Origin of the sequence: Sphingomonas sp. Leaf67 (assembly GCF_001421965.1) — a bacterium.
GTDB lineage: Bacteria > Pseudomonadota > Alphaproteobacteria > Sphingomonadales > Sphingomonadaceae > Sphingomonas.
Map to the genome: position 1 here is coordinate 159,266 of NZ_LMLP01000021.1, position 22,031 is coordinate 181,296.

General features: G+C 64.8%; 20 protein-coding genes. 12 read left to right on the plus strand and 8 right to left on the minus strand.

The features are described from left to right. Positions 1-217 precede the first annotated feature (217 nt). Both ASE90_RS19265 and ASE90_RS12910 read left to right on the plus strand, forming a co-directional pair. The gene (locus ASE90_RS19265; protein WP_082449790.1) at positions 218-2,563 is read left to right on the plus strand and encodes a PAS domain-containing protein; all 2,346 of its coding nucleotides are present in this window, start codon (positions 218-220) and stop codon (positions 2,561-2,563) included. A gap of 50 nt (positions 2,564-2,613) precedes the next feature. Further along, on the plus strand, positions 2,614-2,979 hold the full coding sequence (locus ASE90_RS12910) for a response regulator (protein ID WP_235530288.1): 366 nt from the start codon (positions 2,614-2,616) through the stop codon (positions 2,977-2,979). Between the two features lie 186 nt (positions 2,980-3,165). On the opposite strand, the gene ASE90_RS12915 is transcribed toward ASE90_RS12910, so the two are convergent. Continuing rightward, complete coding sequence (locus ASE90_RS12915; protein ID WP_056001289.1) at positions 3,166-4,146, minus strand: hypothetical protein; 981 nt, start codon at positions 4,144-4,146, stop codon at positions 3,166-3,168. Positions 4,147-4,369: 223 nt separating this feature from the next. Then, a complete protein-coding gene (locus ASE90_RS12920) occupies positions 4,370-5,830 on the minus strand; it encodes a PAS domain S-box protein (RefSeq protein WP_056001292.1) in 1,461 nt (486 codons plus the stop codon). Between the two features lie 162 nt (positions 5,831-5,992). Between ASE90_RS12920 and ASE90_RS12925 the strand changes: the two genes are divergently transcribed. Next, a complete protein-coding gene (locus ASE90_RS12925) occupies positions 5,993-6,262 on the plus strand; it encodes a GlsB/YeaQ/YmgE family stress response membrane protein (RefSeq protein ID WP_056002282.1) in 270 nt (89 codons plus the stop codon). A gap of 199 nt (positions 6,263-6,461) precedes the next feature. Further along, the gene (locus tag ASE90_RS19270; protein ID WP_235531811.1) at positions 6,462-6,905 is read left to right on the plus strand and encodes a hypothetical protein; all 444 of its coding nucleotides are present in this window, start codon (positions 6,462-6,464) and stop codon (positions 6,903-6,905) included. Here ASE90_RS19270 and ASE90_RS12935 read toward each other — a convergent pair. Further along, the gene (locus ASE90_RS12935; protein WP_056001298.1) at positions 6,856-7,653 is read right to left on the minus strand and encodes an MBL fold metallo-hydrolase; all 798 of its coding nucleotides are present in this window, start codon (positions 7,651-7,653) and stop codon (positions 6,856-6,858) included. The genes ASE90_RS19270 and ASE90_RS12935 overlap by 50 nt on opposite strands. 28 nt (positions 7,654-7,681) lie before the next feature. Then, positions 7,682-9,103 carry an MFS transporter gene (locus ASE90_RS12940; protein ID WP_156361572.1) on the minus strand — a complete coding sequence of 474 codons (1,422 nt, stop codon included), beginning with the start codon at positions 9,101-9,103 and terminating at the stop codon, positions 7,682-7,684. A gap of 108 nt (positions 9,104-9,211) precedes the next feature. Here ASE90_RS12940 and ASE90_RS12945 point away from each other — a divergent pair, with 108 nt between their 5' ends. Genes ASE90_RS12945 through ASE90_RS12960 form a run of 4 tightly spaced genes read left to right on the plus strand, consistent with a single transcriptional unit; the run spans position 9,212 to position 12,707 of the window. Continuing rightward, positions 9,212-10,441 carry an MFS transporter gene (locus ASE90_RS12945; protein ID WP_056001304.1) on the plus strand — a complete coding sequence of 410 codons (1,230 nt, stop codon included), beginning with the start codon at positions 9,212-9,214 and terminating at the stop codon, positions 10,439-10,441. 21 nt (positions 10,442-10,462) lie between these two features. Further along, positions 10,463-11,473 (plus strand): sugar phosphate isomerase/epimerase family protein, encoded by a 1,011-nt coding sequence (locus ASE90_RS12950; RefSeq protein ID WP_156357638.1) that lies wholly within the window; start codon positions 10,463-10,465, stop codon positions 11,471-11,473. An 11-nt stretch (positions 11,474-11,484) separates the two neighbouring features. Continuing rightward, positions 11,485-11,862 carry a C-glycoside deglycosidase beta subunit domain-containing protein gene (locus ASE90_RS12955; protein WP_056001310.1) on the plus strand — a complete coding sequence of 126 codons (378 nt, stop codon included), beginning with the start codon at positions 11,485-11,487 and terminating at the stop codon, positions 11,860-11,862. Between the two features lie 29 nt (positions 11,863-11,891). Then, entirely contained in the window at positions 11,892-12,707 is an 816-nt protein-coding gene (locus tag ASE90_RS12960; RefSeq protein WP_235531812.1) for a DUF1080 domain-containing protein, read from the plus strand. Positions 12,708-12,750: 43 nt separating this feature from the next. Here the strand turns inward: ASE90_RS12960 and ASE90_RS12965 are convergent, their stop codons facing one another. The 4 genes from ASE90_RS12965 to ASE90_RS12980 all read right to left on the minus strand — a co-directional run bounded on the left by ASE90_RS12965 (position 12,751) and on the right by ASE90_RS12980 (position 17,330). Next, the gene (locus tag ASE90_RS12965; protein ID WP_056001316.1) at positions 12,751-14,091 is read right to left on the minus strand and encodes an MFS transporter; all 1,341 of its coding nucleotides are present in this window, start codon (positions 14,089-14,091) and stop codon (positions 12,751-12,753) included. A 159-nt stretch (positions 14,092-14,250) separates the two neighbouring features. Then, a complete protein-coding gene (locus ASE90_RS12970; protein WP_056001319.1) occupies positions 14,251-15,945 on the minus strand; it encodes a GMC oxidoreductase in 1,695 nt (564 codons plus the stop codon). Further along, the gene (locus ASE90_RS12975) at positions 15,945-16,574 is read right to left on the minus strand and encodes a gluconate 2-dehydrogenase subunit 3 family protein (protein WP_056001322.1); all 630 of its coding nucleotides are present in this window, start codon (positions 16,572-16,574) and stop codon (positions 15,945-15,947) included. Before ASE90_RS12975 ends, ASE90_RS12970 begins: the two co-directional genes overlap by 1 nt. 87 nt (positions 16,575-16,661) lie before the next feature. Further along, entirely contained in the window at positions 16,662-17,330 is a 669-nt protein-coding gene (locus ASE90_RS12980) for a TetR/AcrR family transcriptional regulator (RefSeq protein ID WP_056001324.1), read from the minus strand. 128 nt (positions 17,331-17,458) lie between these two features. Here ASE90_RS12980 and ASE90_RS12985 point away from each other — a divergent pair, with 128 nt between their 5' ends. From ASE90_RS12985 to ASE90_RS13000, 4 genes are read left to right on the plus strand one after another with little or no spacing between them, the layout of a single operon-like run. Continuing rightward, positions 17,459-18,562, plus strand: a complete 1,104-nt coding sequence (locus ASE90_RS12985; RefSeq protein WP_056001327.1) for an LLM class flavin-dependent oxidoreductase — start codon at positions 17,459-17,461, stop codon at positions 18,560-18,562. 5 nt (positions 18,563-18,567) lie between these two features. Continuing rightward, positions 18,568-19,134, plus strand: a complete 567-nt coding sequence (locus tag ASE90_RS12990) for an NADPH-dependent FMN reductase (protein WP_056001329.1) — start codon at positions 18,568-18,570, stop codon at positions 19,132-19,134. Beyond that, positions 19,131-21,473: a glycoside hydrolase family 3 C-terminal domain-containing protein gene (locus tag ASE90_RS12995; protein WP_056001332.1), complete on the plus strand. Its 2,343-nt coding sequence runs from the start codon at positions 19,131-19,133 to the stop codon at positions 21,471-21,473. Before ASE90_RS12990 ends, ASE90_RS12995 begins: the two co-directional genes overlap by 4 nt. Continuing rightward, positions 21,470-21,922 carry a nuclear transport factor 2 family protein gene (locus ASE90_RS13000; RefSeq protein WP_056001334.1) on the plus strand — a complete coding sequence of 151 codons (453 nt, stop codon included), beginning with the start codon at positions 21,470-21,472 and terminating at the stop codon, positions 21,920-21,922. The genes ASE90_RS12995 and ASE90_RS13000 overlap by 4 nt, the downstream gene beginning before the upstream one ends. The last annotated feature ends 109 nt before the right edge of the window (positions 21,923-22,031 follow it).

A 22,031-nucleotide genomic window follows, 5' to 3' on the forward strand; every position in this document is an offset into this window, starting at 1 on the left:
CCCGTGCCAGCCGGATCGGTCAGGCCCGCGCCGGATGCATGAAGTGGCGGTGCACCAGCGTCTTGGCGGTGTTCGGCAAGGTTCTCGGTACACGCAGGTGTCCGGCAATGCATCACCCTGCTGCATCCCGTTCGCTTTTGGCGCGCGACCCACTACATGGATGCTTCAGCCTGCCGGGGGCGGGCCGTGCGGTACCAGGGTCTAGGAAGCGACAGCAATGATGACCCACGTCCAGGACGTTTCGAGAAGCGACACGCGCAGCGCGCTGGTCATGAAAGATCTGGTAGCGGCCCATGATTGGGCGTCGGGACCACTGGGGGAACGCAGCACGTGGTCTGCCGCACTCCGGGTGGTGGTCGATACCATGCTTGCCTCCTTGCATCCCATGTGTTTGATCTGGGGGCCGGAGCGTATCCTGCTCTACAATGACGGCTACGCCCCGTATCTCGGGGCACGCCATCCCGGTGCGCTTGGGCAACCGACGGCCGCGATATGGTCTGAACTCTGGTATGATATCGAGCCGTTGATCAACCGCGTCTTTGCGGGCGAGAGCGTCGCCTTTCGTGACCAGCCCATGACCATGACGCGCAATGGTTTTCCGGAAGAAACCTGGTACGATTTCGCCTATTCGCCGGTGCGGGGCGAGGCCGGGGAGGTCGTCGGTCTGCTCAACGTCACATCGGAAAGCACGTCGCGGGTCACGGCACAGCGCCAGCGCAACACCGCAACGGCAGAGCTGTCCACCACCGAAGCAAGATGGCGCGGCCTGTTCGAGACGCTGGAGGAAGGATTCATCCTTGGCGAGGTCGTTCGAGACGAGGCGGGCCGGATCGTCGACTGGCGTTATGACGAGGTCAACAACGCGTGGTACGATCTGGTCGGGATCGAACGCGGCTGCGCGGTGGGGCGGACGATCCGGGAGGTGTTTCCCGACGTTGAGGACGAGCTGGTGATGGAGTTTGCCCGCGTCGTCGAGACGGGGGAAGCAATCCGGTTCACACGGCAGGTCGGTGATCTTCACCGCTGGTACGATGGGATGTGCCAACCGGCGGGAGGCGATCGTTTCGCGGCGCTGTTCCAGGACGTTACCGATCGCGTTCGTTCCGATCAACGGCGTGAGGCGCTTGCGGAACTCGGTCGCGCCCTGCCGGCCATCGCCGATCCCGATGCGGTGACGCGCGCGGCAACGGCAATCATCGGGCGCACCCTGGGCGCGGGCCGCGTCGGGTATGGAACGGTCGCGGAAGACGGGGAAACGTTCACCATTCCGAACGACTGGACGGCGCACGGCTATCCGAGCCTCGCAGGGACCTACCGAATGGACGATTATGGGGCATATGCAGACGATTTGCGCCACGGGCAAACCGTCGTCATTCCCGATATTCGTCTCGATCCGCGCACATCGGGCAACACGGCACCGCTTGAAGCCGTTGCGGTGCGCAGCCTGGTCAACCGGCCGATCGTCGAGAAGGGGCGCACGGTTGCCGTCCTCTACGTCAACGACGATCGGCCACGGGACTGGACGCCCGAGGATCTGGCCTTCATCGCCGACGCCGGCAACCGCACCCGAACCGCGCTCGAACGACGCCGGGCCGAAGAGGAGGCACGCGAAACGGCGAGCTTCATGCAAAGCGTGCTGGCCGCTTCTACCGACTGCATCAAAGTGGTCGAGTTGGACGGCACGCTGTCCTTCATGACCGACGGTGGCATGAAGGTCATGGAGATCAGCGACTTCAATGCCGTTCGCGGCTGCCCATGGCCCGAGTTTCTGAAGGAGGATGGTCCTGCCTACGCGCGCGAGGCCATCGAAGCTGCGAAGCGCGGCAAGACGACGCACTTCGAGGCGCCGGCCGACACCTATATCGGCACGCCCAAGCATTGGTCGGTGTCCGTGTCGCCCATCGCCGGCCCGAACGGCGAAGTCGCCCGCATCCTTTCGGTATCGCGCGACCATACCGAACTCCATAAGGCGCGCGAGCAGCAGCAGCTTCTCAACGGCGAACTGGCTCACCGGATCAAGAACACGATGAGCGTGGTGCAGGCCATTGCCCACCAGACGCTTGGCAAGGCGGAGGATCAGGAAGCGGTGGCCGCTTTCGGCAAGCGACTGGGCGCGCTCGCATCTGCTCATGAGGTGCTGACGCGGGACCATTGGGCGACAGCGAAGCTTGGCGACGTCGCTCACGGCGCTCTGGCGACGTTCGGCGAGGCCCGTTTCACACTCGTCGGTCCGGAAGTGACGATCGGGTCGAGGGCTACGCTGGCGCTTACCCTCATGTTGCACGAGTTGGCGACCAACGCCGCCAAATACGGCGCCCTGACCGTGCCGCAAGGCAAGGTGGCGGTAAGCTGGGCGCTGCGTCGCGACGGCGACACGGATACCCTCAATCTGTGCTGGACGGAGCATGGCGGCCCACCGGCGGTTGAACCGACGCGGAAAGGATTCGGCTCGCGGATCATTCGCATGGGTCTAAGCGGCTCGGGCGGCGTTGAGGTTCGCTACGGCGCAGAGGGTCTCACGGTAGAGGCGACGGCACCATTGTATCAGGTTCAAGAGGCGTAGAAGCGTAGGTTCACGATATGGGACAGTCTCAACCTCTTATGCGATGGCCCGTGCTGGTGGTCGAAGACGAGCCGATCTTGCGGCTCGACGCGATCAGCATGGTCGAAAAGGCCGGTTTCGAGGCCGTGGAGGCGTTGAGCAGCGCCGATGCCATACGTCTCCTCGAAGAGCGCCTCGATATCCGCTTGGTCTATATGGACCTGGACATGCCGCGCAGCCGCAAGGGTATCGAGATTGCCGAGGCGATCCGTCAGCGCTGGCCGCCGATCGAGATCATTCTGACCGCTGCTTATTTCACGCGCGACAGCGTGCGGCTTCCCGAGCGTGCCGAGTTCTACCCCAAGCCGGTGAACCACGTCGAAATCGTCGATGCCATGCACCGATTGATGGGGAATGTCGCGACCGGTTCACGGTAAAGGAGTCAGACGGGTCGAAGCATCTTCTCCGTACGACCGCGACTTTCGTGCTGGTTGTCGAAAGCGAATAGATTTCGCTTCATGAGACCGGCCTGAGCCGTCCGAACGTTTCTTGTCGATCGCTTTTCCCGTTTCAGGATGCACGACGAGGGACCGGGAGGGTAATCTCCCGGTCACCCCCGGACGCTAGAGCGCGGCCACGCGCGGGTTGTTGACGCTGTGCCCACCGTTGCGGCGCAGAATGTCGCTGACATTCGCATTTGCCGCGGCTGCATCGACGGTGACGAGGACGCCGCCACCGGTCAGGTGTTCGCCGTAATAGGATGCGTCCTCGTCGCTGATGCCATGGCCCTTCAGCACTTCGTTGAACGTGCCGGCCGCAGCGCCAGCGACGGCACCGATCGCCATCGCGCCGGGCACGGCGGAAGCTGCGATCGCTCCGGCCGCGATCAGCGGGCCGACGCCCGGGATGGCCAGCGCCAGCACGCCGAGACCGGCACCCAGTGCGCCACCGCCCAACACACCCCGAGCGATGCTTTCATGATGTTCGTCGGTGATCTCGCCATCGACGTCGCGAGCCGTCGTCGTGCCGTTGCTGCGTGCGATCACCGACAGCGCGCTGTCGCTGACCCCGGCGCTGCGCAGGTCGGCCACCGCCCGCTGCGCTTCCGCTTCGGTATCGAAGATTGCCGAGACGGTCTGGCCGGTGCCGCGCGACGTTCCGACCGTGGCGGCGGCGACGCCACCGACGCCACCGGTGATGGCGTTGGCCGCACGGTCGAGCGGTCCCCGGTTCGGGTCGTCATGGCCGCGCAGGGTATTCTCGGTCCGATCGAACGGAACACGGTTCGGATCGTCGCGATGCAACGCACCGTCGACACCACCGCTGCCGCCGGTGATGGCGTTCGCGGCGCGATCAAGCGGCCCCCGATTCGGGTCGTCATGGCCACCAAGCGTGTTCTCGGCCCGATCGAATGGGCCACGGTTCGGATCGTCACGATGCAGCGCACCGCCGACGCCACCGCTGCCGCCGGTAACGGCGTTCGCTGCCCGGTCGAGCGGACCGCGGTTCGAATCGTCGTGGCGGTCGAACGCACCTTCGGTACGCCGGGCGATGCCGTCGTCCGTAGCATTGTCCCCGTATCCGTTCCGGTTGCCATCGCTCATGCTGTCTCTCCAATCGAGTTGTCTTGCCGGAGCACAGTCGGGTGGAGCGCAACGGCTGCGGTCCATGGGGCTGTACCCAGGCAGGTTCGAACGTGTTGGGGCGTGGACGGTTCACCGAAGCGCGTCGGAGCGATGGTGCGACAGCACTAGCTCGTTGGTTCAACCGTCCACCCGGACCCAAGCAGGACGGCATGGTTCACTCGTCCGGCGACATGCCCCGCAGCTACAGTCCATGCGAACCGAGGCCGCGCTCGCGGCCCCAGATGACGGCACCGCTGCGGCGATTGACGCCCAGCTTGGCGTAGATCCGGGCAACATGATTACGAACCGTGTTGCGCGACAGGTTCAGACGCTGCGCAATGTCGCCATCGTCCAGATCGTCGCAGATCAGGCCGAGGACTTCGCGTTCGCGGGCGCTGAGGTCGATGGCGGCGGCGATCGGCCCCGGCCGCCGCAATGTCGCGAGCTTGTCGAGGATGGAGCGGCTGAGCCAACTCGCGTCCTTCATCACCTCGTCGATGGCGGCTGCCAGTTCGACCTCGTTGCGTCGCCGGTCGGTGACGTCCTGATAGACCCACAGCACACAGGGCTGCTGATCCATGTCGACGGCTTGCGCGGCGACGAGGCAATCGATGGGGTCGCGCCCCCGCGCCAGCAATCGGGCCTCGTGCTGGTGGAGCGATCCGGTCGCCGTCAGGGCCGCTTCCGCAACCTCCCGTTCGGCAGCCGTTTCCCATAGCGCCAGTTCATCGGCGGTTTTTCCGAGCACGCGTTCGTCGTCAAGACCGGTGAGCGAGCGGAAGGCGGCATTGACCCGCGCGATGCGATGGTCGGCATGGTGCGTCACTGCCATAGCGACCGGTGCCATGTCGAAGACGGCGAGAAGGTGCTGCTCGCTCGCCTGCAACGCGATCTCCGCTTCGCGCCGCGGTTGCAGGTCGGCGAAGGTCAGCAGCAGCGCGTCTTCCTCGGTCACGTCGATGGGTTGGCCGGCAAAGACGACCAGCCGCCGGGTCCCATCGGCGACGAGCAGTTCGGCGTCGGACTGGGGCAGGACCCGGCCCTGTTCGATCCGGGCACGCGTTGCGGTCGGGTCCGCCAGTCCGCCCAGCAGGTCGAGCCCGAACAGGCTCTTTCCGGCAAGCTGCTCCTGCAGGAAGCCGGTAAGGGCCAGAAACCCGGGATTGCCCTGCACGATGCGCAGATCCCGCAGGCGCACGATCAGGGCGGGGGCGGGATTGGCTTCGAACATCGCCTTGAACCGCCGTTCGGCGTTGAAGCGGGCGGACACATCGCTCAGGACCAGCGCCAGATAATCCGCATCGCCGCCATCGACGTCCATGGCCACGTCGCGGACTTCATGGACCCATCGCACCTCGTCGTCACCCGACGGCGCCACCTGCACCGTCTCGTCCGGGAATGCTTCACCGCCCAACAGCCGAAACAGCGGATATTCGCGGCGTTTGAGCAGGCGGCCATTGCCTGATCGCAGGGTGAAGCGTTCGGCATAGGCCTCGGCAGTTGCGCCCAAATCCTCGACGCGATCGATGCCGTGCATCTTCAGCGCAGCGGCATTGGCGCGCAGGATGACCCCGGTCGGATCGACGACGATGACGCCGTCGAGCAACTGCGCCATGAGTTGTTCGAGATGGCGGAGCGTGGGTGGGGCAGCAGGGTCTGGCATGTCCCTTTAACCGCTGCGAGCCGCGCTGCGTTCCCGGCTTCGTACCAATCATAATAGTGCTGTTGCACCATGCGCCGCGATGGTCGCCGATGGCGGGTCGTGAACCGAAGGAATGTATCGCCCGTTTCACCATGGTCCTCAGTTTAAGTAAAAGGAATGGTCATGGGTCTTATCATACTCCTCGTCGTCGGCGGTATCATCGGTTGGGTCGCCAGCCTGATCATGCGGACCGACGGGCAACAGGGCATCGTCCTGAACGTCGTCGTCGGCATCGTCGGCGCGCTCCTCGCCGGCTTCCTCGTCACGCCGCTGATCGGCGGCGCGCCGATCACCAGCGGCGTCATCAGCGTCCCGTCGATCCTGGTGTCGCTGGTCGGTGCGATCGTGCTGCTCGCGATCGTCAACCTCTTTCGTCGCGGCACGGTTCGGTAAGGTATCGTCAGGGCACCGGCCCATATCTTGAAGGGCCGGTGCCCGGGCTTGCCCGGCCGTCCTTCGCCATACGCGGTCGGAACGTTGGCAACTGGGTCGCCCTTCTTCCAGCGTTTCAGGACCGTCGCACTTCAGCAACCGCCGCGTTGCGGCAGCAATGAATTGATGACAGTCTGGCACGCGAATTGAGGAGGGCGGGATGATATTCTTGTTTCTGCTGGCGGTTCAGACTGCACCAGCGAGCTTCGACGCGGTCGCCGCTGCTCCGGATAGCCACCGTGTCTTACTGGAAGACGACAAGATTCGCGTGCTGCGGGTAGAGGTGGCTCCCGGTGCGACCGAACCTGTCCACGATCACCGTTGCTCCAGCGTGATGTATTTCGAGCAGCCTCAGCCGATCACGTACATCACCTACAAGCTGGTTGATGGAAAGCCGGTCGAAACCGAACGCCTTGACGCGCCGGCCTTTGATACATCGCAAACAGTCAGGGGCGAACCAGAGGGATTGCATGCCGTCAAGAACCGCGGATCGGCGCCGTTCGTCGCGATAAGGATGGAGTTCAAAAGTCCAGCCGTAGGCAAAGCCAGATCATCTACGCTTCCTCAATGCACTTCAGATAGCGGTTCGCGGAACGAAAGGTGATATCCTTTGCGTCGGTTTCCATATCCTGACCCTCGAACGCACCGTACATTCGATCGAAGTCGATGCGACCGATCCGTTCGGTCATCATCTTGACGGTTCCACCCGCCAGTGGAAGCATATTCGGATAGCTCCACATGAACGATATCCGGTCTGCGCCGGGTGTGATCTGGATAATGTCCCCCACGAGCAACGTGCCGTCATGCTTCTCCCAGTGGAGGACGGTGCCGCCGGCGAAGTGACCGCCCAAATGAATCAACCGGACACCTGGCAGTAACGTCAGGCTGTCATCGTTCCAGAATTGAATGGCGGCACGGTCGCGCATCACCCACTGCCGGTCGGCATCGTGGATATACACGGGCGCGCCAAAGGCGTCGGACCAGTCTTGCATGGTCGTATAGTAATGCGGATGCGAGACCGCGATTGCGTCGATACCGCCCAGCCCCTCGATCAGTTTCCGGGTTGCCGCGTCGAGGTTGGCAATACAATCCCACAAGATATTACCCGCTGGCGTGGTCAACAGGAATGCCCGTTGCCCGATCGCAAAGCGAGGCGTCGTTACGATGCCAAACAGGCCGGGCACATGCTCGCGCCAGCTATTGCTGTGGCGAACGGCGATGGCTTCCCGATTGGTCCATTGTTGTCCGGCGCGCGGCACATACTGACGCTCGTCGTCGCAGATGGCGCAGCGGTCGGGCGGAAGTTCATCCGATTGATAGGACGTTCCGCATGCGACGCAGACATGGATCACAGCCGACTCTCATATCGTTGGAAGGTGGTCATCGCTCGAACAGGCGTTCGGGCAAACGGCGAAGTAGCAACACCAGGATCAGGAGGTCGAGTGCGACGACCGCGGTCGTCACCAGAAACGCCGCAGGGATCGATTGTTGTCGTTGATCGGGAACGATCGTGAAGTAGATCGTCGCGATCAACGCCGTGCCAAGCGCGCCACCGATCTGCTGCACCGTCTTGTGCATGGCCCCGGCAACGCCGGCATGGTTTCGGTCGACATGGGCAAGGGTGATCGGACCGAGTGGGCCGCTAAGAGTGCCCATGCCGATTCCCGCGAGCAGGAGTGCGCCCCCGATCACGATCGTCGGCAGGGCCATCCATAGTGCCAGCGCCGTCGCCAGGCACCCGGTCGCCATCGTCAGGGCGCCCGTCATTGGCACGCGACGCCCGTGGCGAGGCAGTGCCTTGCGTCCGATCTGGCTGATCCCGGCCATCACGCCAAGACCGAACGGAACGTGCAGCAGGGCAACATCGATGGGCGCATAATCGAGGCCACGTTGCAGGGTCAGGCTGAACGTCAGCAGAAATCCGGCCGACGCCATGGCAAAGCCTGCCGTAGCGGTCAGTCCGATGCGAAAGCTGCTGTCGGCAAAGAGCGAGGGTTCGATCAGCGCCGAGCCGATTACCGTTCGTCGCCGCTGTTCGTAGCTCCAGAACGCGTACCATAGTCCGGTACTCGCGATGCCTGCCACCGCGGTCCACCACGGCCATCCCGCTGCCCGTCCTTCGATCAGCGGGAGGAGCGACGTACCGAGCGCGGCGAACAACAGCAGCGTCCCCGGCACATCGGGACGCAATGCCTGGCCGGACCGGCCGGGCGGCAACAGCGTCAGTCCGGCGATCAACGCCAGCACGCCGAAAGGCAGGTTGATGAGGAACACGCTACGCCACCCAAGACCCAGCGGACTCCATTCGATCAGCAGCCCGCCGATCACCGGACCGCCGATGGCCGCAAGGCCGCCAATGACACCGAAGGCAGCGAGACGGCCGATACGTTCGGTCGGCGAATAGAGCAGCTGGATCAGCGCCACGCCCTGTGGTGCCATGATCGCCGCTGCTGCACCTTGGGCAAGCCGGGCGATCGACAGGGCACTACCGTCCCGAGCAAGGCCGCAGGCAAGCGACGCGAGCGTGAAACCGACCACTCCGATCACGAACATGCGGGCATAACCGAATAAATCGCCCAGTCGTCCGCCGACGACCAACAACACGGCGAACGTCAGGAAATAGCCCGACACGACCCATTGCATCGCGCCATCGGACGCTGTCAGGGCAGTCTGGATCGCGGGCAGCGCGGTATTGACGATCGTCGAGTCCACGACGTCCATCACGAACGCAATCAGGACGGTAGCGAACGCAAGGCTACGCTGTCGTTCGCTCAACTGGCCTGAAACTACCGCATTTGCCACCTGATCGTTCCTTGCTTGACAGGGTTGCAGGTCATGGCAATACCGCTTATCAGAATGCAAGTTCTAATTGAGCCGGCGTACCGGTCGATTGCGTGGGAGAGGATTCGGATGATCGCCGACACACAGGACAAGACCGTCCGCAGCCCTGGCATCGGCCAGGGACTGACCGTCATTATCGCCGGCTTCCTGCCGATCCTCGCGATCGTGTCGCTGTTCCCGGCGGTACCCTCGATCATCGACCATTTCGCGGGGGATCCCAGTGCCGCATGGAAGGTGCCGGCGATGGTGTCGGCACCCGGACTGACCATCGCGATCTTCGCGCTGTTCGCCGGGATCCTGGTAGACAAGTTCGGACGCCGGAAGTTGCTGTTGGTGGCGACGCTGCTGTTCGGCGTGTTCGGGACCGCGCCGTTCCTGCTCGACAATCTCAACGCGATCTACGGATCGCGGCTGCTGCTCGGCATTGCCGAAGCAGCGATCCTGACAACCATGAACACGCTGATCGGCGATTATTGGGACGAAAAGGGGCGCCGCAACTGGCTGACGCTGCAAGGGTTGGCCGGGCCGTTCCTCGCCAGTGGCGTCATTCTCGCTTCGGGTTTCCTGACTGGCCTGCGCTGGAACGGTATCTTCCTGATCTACCTGATCGCGTTCCCGACCTTCGTTGCTGCCGCCAAGTTCCTGTACGAACCCAGCAGCGATGCGACCGCACGCAAGATGCTGGGCATCGGCAGCGCGTCGGCGCGCAGCCCGTTTCCGGCGGCATCGGTGGCATCGATCGGTGCGGTGACGCTGTTCGCTTCCGCGCTCTATTATGTGTTCATCATCAACGGCGGCATGGCGTTCCGCGAAGTCGGAATCCAGTCGTCACAGGAACTGGGCAAGCTGACCTTCATCCCCAGCCTGTTCGTCATGGTCGGCTCGCTGATCTTCTGGGCAACGGGACGTGCGCGTCCCGTCGTGCAACTCGCCATCTTCCTCGTGCTGATCGGCGGGGGGCTGACGACGATCGGGCTGGCACCCGATTGGCGCTGGATGGTCGCCGGTCTGGTCGTGCAGCAGACGGGGGCGGGGATGGCGGTGCCGACGCTGATCGCCTGGGCACAGACCAAGCTGCCCTTCGAACACCGCGGGCGCGGCATGGGCGTGTGGACGGCGTGCTTCTTCTTCGGGCAGTTCTCCAGCCCGTTCCTGGTTTCATTGTTCCGCGTCCAGACGGGCGCGATGCAGGGCGCGTTCCTCATCATGGGCGCGGCCGGGGTCGTCGGCGCGCTCGCCGCGGTCCTTTTCGCCGCGACCCGGCGCGATGGCGGTACCCCCGTCGCCGCAGTCGCCTGATCCCGCATATTCCAAAAGGACATCGCCATGACGATCAAGCGGGGCGTGAGCCTCTACAGCTTCCAGAACGAAACCTTCCTCGGCAAGATGACGCTCGAAGATTGCATCCGCACGAGCGTCGAGCTCGGCGCGCCGGGGATCGAGATCATCGGCGAGCAGACCTTCTGGGGCTGGCCGGAAGTGGGTGTCGCCGATGAAAAGGTCGCCGAATGGCACCAGCTGATCGACAAATACGGGGCGGTGCCGGTCGCCCATGACTTCATGCTCGATTACAAGCGCTACAAGGGTCGGGAAATGCCCTTCGACGAACAGGTTGCGAGCGTGAAGAAGGATATCGACTTCGCCGCGCGGCTCGGTGTCAAATATATCCGCGCGCTGGTATCGATCGCGCCCGAGGTGCTGGTAGCGGCCGCGCCATACGCCGAGGAGAAGGCGATCAAGATCCTGATCGAAGTGCACGCGCCGCTGCATTTCGACCATCCATGGATCATCCGCCATGCCGAGGCTTTTGAGAAGTCGGGCAGCGACGCGCTCGGCTTCCTGCCAGACATGGGCATGTTCCTGTTCAAGTTCCCGCCGGTGTGGAAGGAGCGTTTCATGCGCAACGGCGTGCCGCACCACATCGCCGACTATATCGTCAAGGCATATGAGGACCGCGTTCTTAGCGAATATGTGATCCTGAACGTGCGCGAGATGGGCGGCGTCGGCCCGGCGATCGGCATGGCCGAAACGCTGCGCCACAATGCCGCGTTCGAACCGAAGCGGATGCTCGATTACATGCCCCGCATCCACAACATCCACGGCAAATTCTACCAGATGGACGCAGATCTGGTCGAACCGTGCATTCCCTATGACGAGATCGTCCGCGTACTCAAACAGGGCGGGTATGACGGCTACATCTGCTCGGAATATGAAGGCAATCGCTGGATCGAGGACGCCTATGAGGTCGACTCCGTCGAACAGGTCCGTCGTCAGCAAGAGATGCTCGGGCGGCTGATCGACGCCCCGACCCCCACCGCGCTCGCCGCCTGAAGGAATCCGAAATGTTCGACAACAAGATGATCGTGGACGATAGCCTCAAGGCGACCGCCGATGGTTTCAGCATCGAAGCGCGGCTGCCTTATTATCGCGGGCTTGGCCTGTCGATGATCGAGAACGTGGCGGTCACCATCAATGGTGAGACGGTGCCGCGCGAGGACGTGACGCTGACGCTCCGTGGCCGAACGTGGACGCTCGACGAGCTGGAAACCGAATATGGCGACCGGTGGAACTTTGGCGAGAAGGCCGTGGTCGGCTGCAAGCGCGCCGCCGGCCTGACGCCGGGCGAGCACCACGTTGAACTGGCCGAGACCATGCGCATCTCGTACCTGCCGTTCGTACCAACAACGAAGGACGCCAAGATGCTTCGGCTGATGGCATGATGTCCGGTCCTGGTCTTAATCGCCGTTCGGTGTTGGCAGGTGCCGCGACCACTGCGTTGGTCGGCATGACCGGAACGGCGATCGCGGCGGGACCACGAACCGAAGCCGGCTGGCGGCCGCTGTTCAACGAAAACAACCTCGACGGTTGGACCTTCTATCAGGACGGCATCGGTGCCCGCGACACGCTGGGCGTCGTAGCGATCGACGATGGCGTCCTGCATTTCCACGGGCGCGACTATCGGGGGCCGGATAAGGCTGCGTTCGGACACATCGCGACGATCGACAGCTGGTCCAACTATCATCTGCGTCTTCAATATCGATGGGGTCAGGCACGCTTCGCGCCGCGTGCCTTGCAGCGCCGCAACAGCGGGATCCTGTATCATCTCGGTCCAGAGCGCGACCGGTTGTTTCCCGACGGCGTCGAGTTTCAGGTCGAAGAGGGCGATGTCGGCGACGCCATCATGATCAATACGCGGGCCCTCGCCGGCCCCGTTTTGGGAGGGACGCCGCTATGGCCGACCTATTTCCCGGGTCTGCCGACGACCTACGAGCCGCCGGTCGTCGCTGGCGGCACTGCTCGTCAATGGTTCCGTCATACCGGCGCCTATGAGACGCTCGATGGCTGGAACACGCTGGACCTCTATGCTTTCGGCGATCAGGCTGCCCATCTGGTGAACGGACGGATCGTCATGACCCTGTTCGCAATGCGCGATCGCGGGGAGGCACCGCTGACCGGTGGTCGTATCGCACTCGAATTCGAGGCGGCGGAAATCATGTATCGGGATGTTATGATCCGGGCGCTTTCGGCGGAGGATATTCAACGTCTGAAGGCCGGCGGGGCCTGATCGACCGGCCTGCTCCCCGACCGGTGGCCGGGGAGCGGAACCGTTACCGAACCGCGCGGTCGATCATCGGATAGCGAGCGATGACCGCCATCTGCGCCACCAGGCATGCGACGACCGGCGCGTAGTAAAGCCAGCGCAGCCCCGTAGCGACGTCCGCGCCGCCCCGGCCGGGGACATATCCGATAGCTGCCAGTCCGAACGCGACCAGCGCACCGCCGAGCGCCATGCCGATCTTGGTCGACAGGCTGATTCCCGACGACAACAGCCCTTCGTTGCGGGTACCGGTCCGTTGTTCGTGATACTCGATCGCCTCGGCCGCCATCGCGAAGATCGCGGTCATGGTGATGCTGAGCAGCACCGATCCGGCAAGGTAGAGCGTCAGGAAGGCGACGGTCGACCCTTCGGCCAGCGGCAGCAGCGCGAACAGCGGCAGCGCAACCAGCAGCGCGATCAGGTTGCCGCGCCGCATTCCCATCCGCTTCAGATAGGGCGGGGCGAGGATCGAGCCGATCAGCAACGTGCCCGACACCGCCGGGAGCAGGATCGAGATCATCCACGGCTTGCCCAGCACGTTGATCGCGAAGAACGGCGTGATCGCCAGCACCGCGCCGAAGCGGACGAAGTTGAGCAGCGCGAACAGGAAGACGGTGTTCCACGCCCGGTTGCCGATCATTGCCCGCACCTGCGGCCAGATCGCCTGGGCGAGCGGTTGCGCGACGGCATGGACCTGTTCGGGACAACGCAACAGATTGAGCGTGGTCAGGGTGGTCAGCAGCCCGAACAACCCGGCGACGAGCAGAAAGCCCGTTGCCTGGTCGCCGCCGCCCAATGCGCCGACCAGCGGCATCGTCGCGGAGGTGGCGACGATAACCGAGATCGCGGTGCCGGCGGCGCGCAGGCTGCCGAGCGCAAGGCGCTCTCCATTGCGGTTGGTCATCATCGGCAGCAGCGCACCGTACGGGATGTTGACCACCGAAAAGAGGATGCCGAGCGCGCCGAACGTGACGACCGCCCATGTCAGGCGTCCCGTCTCTCCGACCGGCGGCATCCAGAACGTCGCGGCACAGAGCAGCCCGAACGGCACGGCACCCCATTTGAACCACGGACGCGCACGCCCGCTGCGTCCGTGCGTCCGATCGACCGCAAGGCCGATGATCGGGTCGATCGCCGCGTCGGCCAACCGCGAGACCAGCAGCAAGGTGCCGACCGCTGCCGCGGGGAGCAGTGCGACGTCGGTGTAGAAGAACAGCAGGAACGCCCCCACCATGTTCCACGACAGACCGAAGCCGAAGTCGCCAAGGCCATAGGCGACCTTGGCCGACGCCGGGAGCGGCGGCGAAGCGTCGGGAGACGCGTCGGGAGACGCGTCCAGCATGTCGTCCATGACCTTCAGACCCCCGGCGCGGCGCGGTGACGGCCGGGGACGGGCGGGGCCGTGAAGGCGGATCGCCCCGCGATACAGGCGGCAAGATACATGGGTGTTCACTCCGGGCGGCACCGACCCTGCGGCACCTGGCGGGATGTGCCCGCTAGCAAACGGGAATCAGATCGCGCCTTCCTTCAGCATCGACACGGCGGTCGCGCAGGCGCGCGCGGTCAGCGCCATGTAGGTCAGCGACGGGTTCTGGCAGGCCGACGACGACATCTGCGCACCATCGGTGACGAACAGGTTGGGCACGTCGTGCGCCTGGCTCCATTTGTTCAGCACGCTGGTCCGGGGGTCGTGTCCCATCCGCGCGCCGCCCATTTCGTGGATCGCCGACCCGCCGGGGCTGGGCTGGTCGAGTCCCATGATGACGTGACCGCCAGCGGCGGTCAGCATCGCGGCAGCCTCCGCCTTCGCTTCGGCCAGCGCGGCGCGTTCCTGCGCGCCATGTTCGAACGCGATTCGCATCGCGGGCAGGCCGTTGGCATCCTTGACCGTCGGATCGAGGGTGATGCGGTTGCTCGCGCGCGGCATCGAGTCCGCAAAGGCGACCAGCACCATCCGCCACGGCCCCGGTTCGCGCAGACCGTCCTTGTACTCGGTGCCGATGCCGGCGTCGCGCTTGCCCCGCGTCCATGCTGCCCGGAACGCTCCGCCCTGATAGGAGAAGCCGCGCGAGTGCCCCTTGCCGTCGAGCGTATCGAGGTTGCGGAAGCGGGGAATGACGACGCCGGTCGGCCGATTGCCGAAATAGGTGTGGTCTTCGAATCCCGGCATGATCGCGATGCCGGCGACGGTCTGCGCATGGTCCATGATATGCGTGCCGAGCACGCCGCTCGAATTGGCAAGGCCGTTGGGATTTGTCGCGTCGGCGGAGCGAAGCAGGACGCCGACGCTGTTGAACGATCCCGCGTTCAGGAACACGATACGGGCCGTCACCCGTTTGCGATCACCGTTCCCGGTGTCGATGAAGCGGACGCCGGTCGCGCTGCCGGTAACCGGATCGTATTCGACGGCCTCGACCACCGCACCGGTGATCAGCGTCAGATTGCCGGTCTTTTGCGCGGCCGGCAACGTCGAACTCTGCGTCGAGAAATAGGCGCCATAGGAACAGCCGCGCGCGCAGATCGAGCGATACTGGCACGCCGCGCGCCCCTGATCGGGCTTGGCGACGGTCAGGTTGGCGTTGCGCCCGATGGTCAGCCGCCGTCCGGTCCAGCGTTCGCCGATCACCGTGCGAACATGTTCCTCGACAGGGTTGAGCGCCATCGGCGGCAGGAACCGCCCGTCGGGCAATTGCGGCAACCCTTCGGCCATGCCCGCCACGCCGACGAACTCCTCGACCTTGTCATACCAGGGCGCGATCTCGGCGTAGCGGATCGGCCAGTCGGTGCCATGGCCGTCGCGACGATTGGCGTCGAAGTCGTAATCCGACCAGCGATAGCATTGCCGACCCCATGACAGCGACCGGCCGCCCAGATTATAGCTGCGCCACCAGTTGAATTCGGTCGCGCCTTCGGTCGTGTACGGATTCTCGCGATCGTTGACGAAGCGGTCCTGCGTGAATTCGGTGAAGTGGCGGTTCTTGCGCTGCACCGCATAATCGGTTTCGTACAGCGCGGCATCGCCGAGGCCGCGAAATTCCAGATCCCACGGTGCCTTCGTCTCGTTGGTATAGCCCGCGCCATGCTCCACCATCGGCCCGCGTTCGAGCATCAGGACCTTCAGCCCCGCCTCGGTAAGTTCCTTGGCCGCCCAGCCACCGGTGATTCCCGATCCGACGACGATCGCGTCGAACATTGCGTCTGCCATCAACTGAACTCCACTGCGGTCCAGTCGCTCGACCATGCGCGGCTGCCGGGGACAAAGGGTAGGTCCGGTTCCCATTTCCCGGGAACCAGTTCATATTGCAGCTCGCGCGATCCGCCGATTTCGGACGTGTAATAGGCGGTGAGTATCAGCGCCTTGAGCTTCTTCCACGGCGACTCGGGCGCATCGCGAGCGGTTTCGGCGAACGCTTCGGCATCGACCGCGGCGAGTGCCGCTTGCCGGCGAGCGGGAGCGGCCCGCAGGAAGTCGCCCTGCGCGCGGCTGTCGAGTTGCCATTCGAGCCAGTCGAGATAATCGAGCGTGCCGTCGCGGCGCAGATGGCGGGCGACGGTGACCGGCAGCGCCGCACCGGCGGCCGGCGCGCGGGTACCGTCGAGGCCGTGGGCGAGCGCCAGAACGACGAAGTCATGCGCGCCGATATCGCCCGCACCGGGCGTCGCGGTCCGCGGGATCACCCCTTGCGCTGCCACGCGCAACACCATGCGTTGCCGGTCGGTGACGTCGTTGGTGGTGTCGGTCATCCGTACGGCCGCGACGGGTATTCCCACCACCAGCGCGAACAGCGCAGCACCGCCCAACGTGTCGCGCCGGGTCCAGCCTGTTTCGGCCATGACGCTCCTCATCCTCGTTCGAGCGCCGCTTGTATGCAACGCTTATCAGAATTATTATTCTGATTTGAACGTGGATGGGGGGAGTTGTCAAGCGGGCTGGCGGTTTCCCTTCGGCTCGGTCGCCAAATATGCGGCGAGCATGTCGCCCAGATCATTCTTCAAATGATTCCAGTCGCCTTCGCCCGCGGCGTCGAGCGACGAACCGAACCCCAGATAGCGGGCGATCGCGGCATAGACGATGCGGAACCCGGCATCGGCGGCGTGGCGCGGATGGGGGTGCCGGATTTCCTTCTCACAGGTCAGCAACGCATCGATCACCGCTTCGCTGGTGCGCGAATAGCTGCGCTTGCCGATCGAGGCGATGACGGGATCGCCGCTCGCGCGCAGCATCAACGGGCGCATCACCTCGGCATAGCGGCGCAGCACGTCGGCGATCGACTGGACCAGATCATGGACCATTTCGACCAGGTCGGACCCACGCGCCTGTACCGCCGCGATCGCGGCCAGCATGTCGGTATCGACGCGCTCCAGCACGCGCAGCTGCACGACATGGACAAGGTCGTCCTTGCTGTCAAAGCGACAATAGATCGATCCGATCGACACCTTGCCGTGCCTGGCCACTTCGTTGAGCGTGAATTCGTCCGATCCGCGCTCCGTCATCAACTGTTCGGCAGTGACCAACATGCGTTCGAAGCTGGCCTTGCTGCGGCCCTGCTGCGGCACACGCGCCTTCGCCATGATCGTTTCGATATCCATCGGCACCCCATTGACAGCCCCCGGATCGGCGGCATATCAGAATAACAGTTCTAATTTCAGTTTAGGCCACTCGGCAACGGGCGGCAACCGCGCACCGGGATAACCGGGCGTGAAAAGGGAGAGGTCGAATGCGTTTCTCGGTGTTCCTCAATGCACGTTCGATGGCGCCGGAGCAGGACCGCGCGCTGATCCATGCCCTGACCAGCCATGCCGAACATGCCGCTGCGCTCGGCTTCGATGCGCTCTTCCTGCCCGACCATCATTTTAACGGTTATATGCCGATCGCCAGCGACAGCTATATGTTCGCGTCCTATCTGGCGGCGAAGTTCCCGCACATGCATTTCGGTTTTTCGGTCACCTCGGTCCCGCTGCATCATCCGGTGCGCTTCGTCGAACGGATCAACATCCTCGACCAGTTGACCGACGGCAAGCTGCTGGTCGGCGTCGGTTCGGGCACCACGCCCGAGGAGATGATCGGCTTCGGCGTCGATTACCGCGATGCCGGTGCGATCGCCGAAAAGAATCTCGCGCTTGCCGAACAGCTCTGGGCGAAGACGATGGACGACCCGGCGGTCGAGATCGACAACGGTCCGCACCAGGGCCGCGTCCTGCAGCGCATTGCGCCCGCCGCCTATAGCGAGGGTCATGCGCGGCTGATGCCGGTGGCGATGAAGGAATCGAGCGCACGCCGTGCCGCCGAGAATGCGTGGCCGGCGTTCATCCCCGCCTTCACCCCGCCGCAGATCGGCGGGACGGAGCCGATGAAGCATGTCGCCAAGTTCTTCGGCATCTATCGCACGATGCTCGAGGAAGCGGGCCACAGCGCCGAGAAGATCGCCCGCGCGCTCGACTGGACGACGCATACCTACCAGCTGGTCCATGTCGCCGACAGCGACGAACAGGCCCGCGACGAGATGATGGCGATCCTGCGCGCCTATCAGGATGCGATCGAACGCGAGGCGGAATTCAACGCTCGCGCCGAATCCAACGACGCGAACAGGAAGACCGACCGGACGCCGAACGCACTGACCGAGGACTGGATCGGCACCTGGTGCCTGTACGGCTCGCCCGAAACGGTGATCGAGCATCTGAAGCCGTACGAAGAACTCGGCATCGGCAACATCCTGTGCGGCACCACCACCGGGCCGCTGACCGACGAACGGCTGCGGCTGGGCGACCAGACGCTGCGCCTGCTGTCGGAAAAGGTCATGCCCGCATTCAAGAAGGCTTGAAAGCGATGGCACGTCATATCGTAGGGATTGGCGGTACCTTCCGCCCGCGGTCGTCGAGCGAGATGCTCGTGCGCGCCGTGCTTGCCGAATGCGAGGGACTGGGCGCGCGGACGACGATGTTCGACGGGCCTGCGCTCGCCGCGTTGCCGCACTTCAATCCCGAACGCCCCGACCGCACGGTCGAGCAGGCGGCGTTCGTCGCCGCGCTGCGTGACGCCGACGGGCTGGTGATCGGGACGCCGGGGTATCACGGCGGCGTGTCGGGGGTCGTGAAGAACGCGATCGACCTGCTCGAGGATCTGCGCGGCGATGAGCGTGTGTATTTCGACGGGATGCCGGTCGGGCTGATCGTCTCGGCGGCGGGATGGCAGGCGGGTGGCGTCACGCTGGCGGCATTACGGGGCATCGTCCATGCGATGCGCGGCTGGCCGACGCCGGCGGGAATCGCGATCAATTCGATCGCGCAAAAGCCGTTCGGAAGCGAAGGCGAACTCGCCGACGCCGGGGTCGCAGGACAGATCGCGACGATGGCGCGCCAGATCATGGCCTTTCGTCTGGAGCCGGTCGCGTGACCGCGCTGACCATCGCCGAGCAGGCGAGCCTTACCGCCGGTGCCTCGATGTGGCGCACGGCCGCGATCCCGCATGCGGACATTGCGTCGCTGCATCTGAGCGACGGGCCGATGGGTATCGCCAGCGGGCGGGTCGACGAACGCGACGTCGCCCGACTGTCGCCCTGTGCCACCGCGCTTGGTGCCAGCTTCGACCTGTCGCTGATCGAACGGGTCGGCGCGCTGGTCGGGGGCGAAGCGGTGCGCTGCGGCGTCGACATGGTGCTGGCGCCCAACGTCAATCTGGCGCGCAGCCCGCTGGCCGGACGGGCGTTCGAATATTATTCGGAAGACCCGCTGCTGACCGGCCTTGCCGGCGCTGCGTGGACGCGTGGTCTGCAATCGACCGGCACCGGCGCGTGTGTGAAGCACCTGGTGTGCAACGACAGCGAAACCGATCGCGACCGGATGAACGCGGTCGTGGGCGAACGCGCCCTGCGTGAAATCTATCTCCTGCCCTTCGAACTGTGCGCGGCGGCCGGGGCGGGGGCGATGCTCACCGCCTATAACCGGGTGAACGGGACATGGTGCGCCGAACAGGGCCACATCTCCACGATCGTCAAGCAGGAGTGGGACTTTGCCGGCCCGTTCATCAGCGACTGGTTCGGGACGCATTCGACGGCCGGTAGCCTGAACGGTGGCCTCGACCTCGAAATGCCCGGCCCCGCGCGCTTCGTGGGGGCGAAGGCGATCGGCGCGGTCGAAGGGGGCGAGGTGCCTGCCAGCCGTCTCGCCGATGCCGCCGACCGCGTCGCGCGCGCCGGGCGGCGCTGGTCGGGTACGAAGACCCCGCCGACCGAGGATGCCGACGCGCTGCTGGTCGAAGCGGCGGCGGCGGGCATGGTGCTGTTGCGCAACGAAGGCGACCTGTTGCCGCTCGTCCCCGGACGACACGCCCGTATCGCGGTGATCGGCCCCAACGCGGCGGCCCCCTGTTATCAAGGGGGCACCTTTGCCAAGATCGCGCTGTCGCCCGATGCGCTGCGCCCGCTCGACGCGATCCGCGCGCGCTACGGCGATACCGCGATCGTCTATGAACCGGGCGTCGATCCGCAGCCGCGGCTGCCGTCGATGCCGGTGGTTCCGCTCGGTGGTGCAGGGCGCGGCATGACCGTGGACTATTTTGCCGACATCGATCTTGGCGGCGATCCGATCTTCACCGAGGTGCGCGACACCAATTCGCTCGTCTGGTTCGTCGGTGTCCATGACGAAGGGGTGTTCGATCGTCCCGCTGGCGTGCGGGCGAGCGGTTGGTTCACCGCGACGATCAATGGTGCGCATCGTTTCTATGTCGGCGCGACCGGCGCGGTGCGGATGCGCGTCGACGGCCGCATCGTCCACGACCATGCCGAACGTATGGCCGCCTCCGACGTCATGGGATCGCTCAAGCGGGGCGATGCCGACAGCGTCGAGGTGCAGCTGTCCGCCGGGCAGCGGGTGCTGGTCGAGGTCGAGTTCACCTATGACGGCGCACGCGTCCACGGCCTGTGGTACGGGGTCCGTGGCCCCCACAGCGCGGCGGCGATGCTCGCGCGCGCTGTTGATGCCGCCAGGACCGCCGACGCGGTACTGCTGATGGTCGGCGAAACGTCTGATTCCAGCGTCGAGAGCAAGGACCGCGCCGATACCGCCCTGGCCGCCGATCAGGTCGCGCTGATTGAGGCAGTCTGCGCGGTGAACGCCAGCGTCGCGATCGTCGCCAATATCGGTCACGCCTTTGACGCGGGCTGGAGCGACCGGGCGGCGGCGTTGCTGTCGGCATGGTATCCGGGCGAGGGGTTCGGCCCCGCGCTCGCGGCCGTGCTGGCGGGCGATGTCGAACCGGGCGGACGCCTGCCGGTGACGCTGGCACGGCGCGAGGAAGATTACCCCGCACTTGCCCTGCAACCGGACGATGTGGGCGACCTGCGCTACGACGATGATGTGCTGGTCGGCTATCGCGGGTTTGCCGCGCGCGATCGTACGCCGCTCTACGCTTTCGGCGCCGGGCAGGGTTATACCCGGTTCGAATGGATCGGGGCCGTCGCCGATGGTCGCGACGTGGTGGTCACGCTCCGCAATGTCGGCACCCGCACCGGCAGCGAGGTGGTCCAGCTTTATCGCCACGACCCGGAATTCGCGCTGGTCGGCTTTGCCAGGGTCGTGATCGCGGCCGGCGAAACGGCGGTCGTGCGTGTCACGCCCGAAGCCCGGATGTTCCGTATCTGGGCCGGCGATGGCTGGCAGAACCGGACTGCCGCCCGCCTGTCGGCCGGGCCGGCAAGCGACCGTCTTGTCCTTGCAGTGGAGATCACCCCATGAACCGGATCGTCGCTTCCGCCCTGCTCGCCACGACACTGATCGCCGCCGGCGCGCCGGCCCGCCCGCGTGCGTCGGAAACCGAGCGCAACCGGGCGATCGTCACGGCCTTTGCCAACCAGTTCTACGGTCGCCGCGATGTCGCCGGTGCGTTCGAAAAATTCGTCGTGTCCGACTATATCCAGCATAATCCCGGCCTGCCCGATGGTCGCGACGCGGCCGTCGCGGCACTGGCACCCAAATTCGCGGCGCCCGGCGCACGGTTCGACGTGAAGCGGATCATCGTCGACGGCGACCTGGCCGTCATCCACCTGCACGGCCGGGCTGATCCGGCCAGCGCCGGCGGGGCGGTGGCCGACATCTACCGGTTGAGGGACGGCAAGATCGTCGAACATTGGGACGTGATCCAACCGATCCCGGCGACCGCGCGCAATCCGCATCCAATGTTTTGACATGCCGCGAAATTAAATGCGCTTCGGGATGACCGGAGGCACTTGACTCAAGTTTTAAATAGAATAGCAATTCTAGTTCTGAACGAGGGGCGGATACGCCTCCGACATC

Coding starts and splice junctions, on each gene's coding strand:
- ASE90_RS19265 (WP_082449790.1), top strand. CDS start 218: ATGATGACCCACGTCCAGGACGTTTCGAGAAGCGACACGCGCAGCGCG.
- ASE90_RS12915 (WP_056001289.1), bottom strand. CDS start 4,146: ATGAGCGATGGCAACCGGAACGGATACGGGGACAATGCTACGGACGAC.
- ASE90_RS12920 (WP_056001292.1), bottom strand. CDS start 5,830: ATGCCAGACCCTGCTGCCCCACCCACGCTCCGCCATCTCGAACAACTC.
- ASE90_RS12925 (WP_056002282.1), top strand. CDS start 5,993: ATGGGTCTTATCATACTCCTCGTCGTCGGCGGTATCATCGGTTGGGTC.
- ASE90_RS19270 (WP_235531811.1), top strand. CDS start 6,462: ATGATATTCTTGTTTCTGCTGGCGGTTCAGACTGCACCAGCGAGCTTC.
- ASE90_RS12945 (WP_056001304.1), top strand. CDS start 9,212: ATGATCGCCGACACACAGGACAAGACCGTCCGCAGCCCTGGCATCGGC.
- ASE90_RS12955 (WP_056001310.1), top strand. CDS start 11,485: ATGTTCGACAACAAGATGATCGTGGACGATAGCCTCAAGGCGACCGCC.
- ASE90_RS12965 (WP_056001316.1), bottom strand. CDS start 14,091: ATGGACGACATGCTGGACGCGTCTCCCGACGCGTCTCCCGACGCTTCG.
- ASE90_RS12970 (WP_056001319.1), bottom strand. CDS start 15,945: ATGGCAGACGCAATGTTCGACGCGATCGTCGTCGGATCGGGAATCACC.
- ASE90_RS12975 (WP_056001322.1), bottom strand. CDS start 16,574: ATGGCCGAAACAGGCTGGACCCGGCGCGACACGTTGGGCGGTGCTGCG.
- ASE90_RS12980 (WP_056001324.1), bottom strand. CDS start 17,330: ATGGATATCGAAACGATCATGGCGAAGGCGCGTGTGCCGCAGCAGGGC.
- ASE90_RS12985 (WP_056001327.1), top strand. CDS start 17,459: ATGCGTTTCTCGGTGTTCCTCAATGCACGTTCGATGGCGCCGGAGCAG.
- ASE90_RS12990 (WP_056001329.1), top strand. CDS start 18,568: ATGGCACGTCATATCGTAGGGATTGGCGGTACCTTCCGCCCGCGGTCG.
- ASE90_RS13000 (WP_056001334.1), top strand. CDS start 21,470: ATGAACCGGATCGTCGCTTCCGCCCTGCTCGCCACGACACTGATCGCC.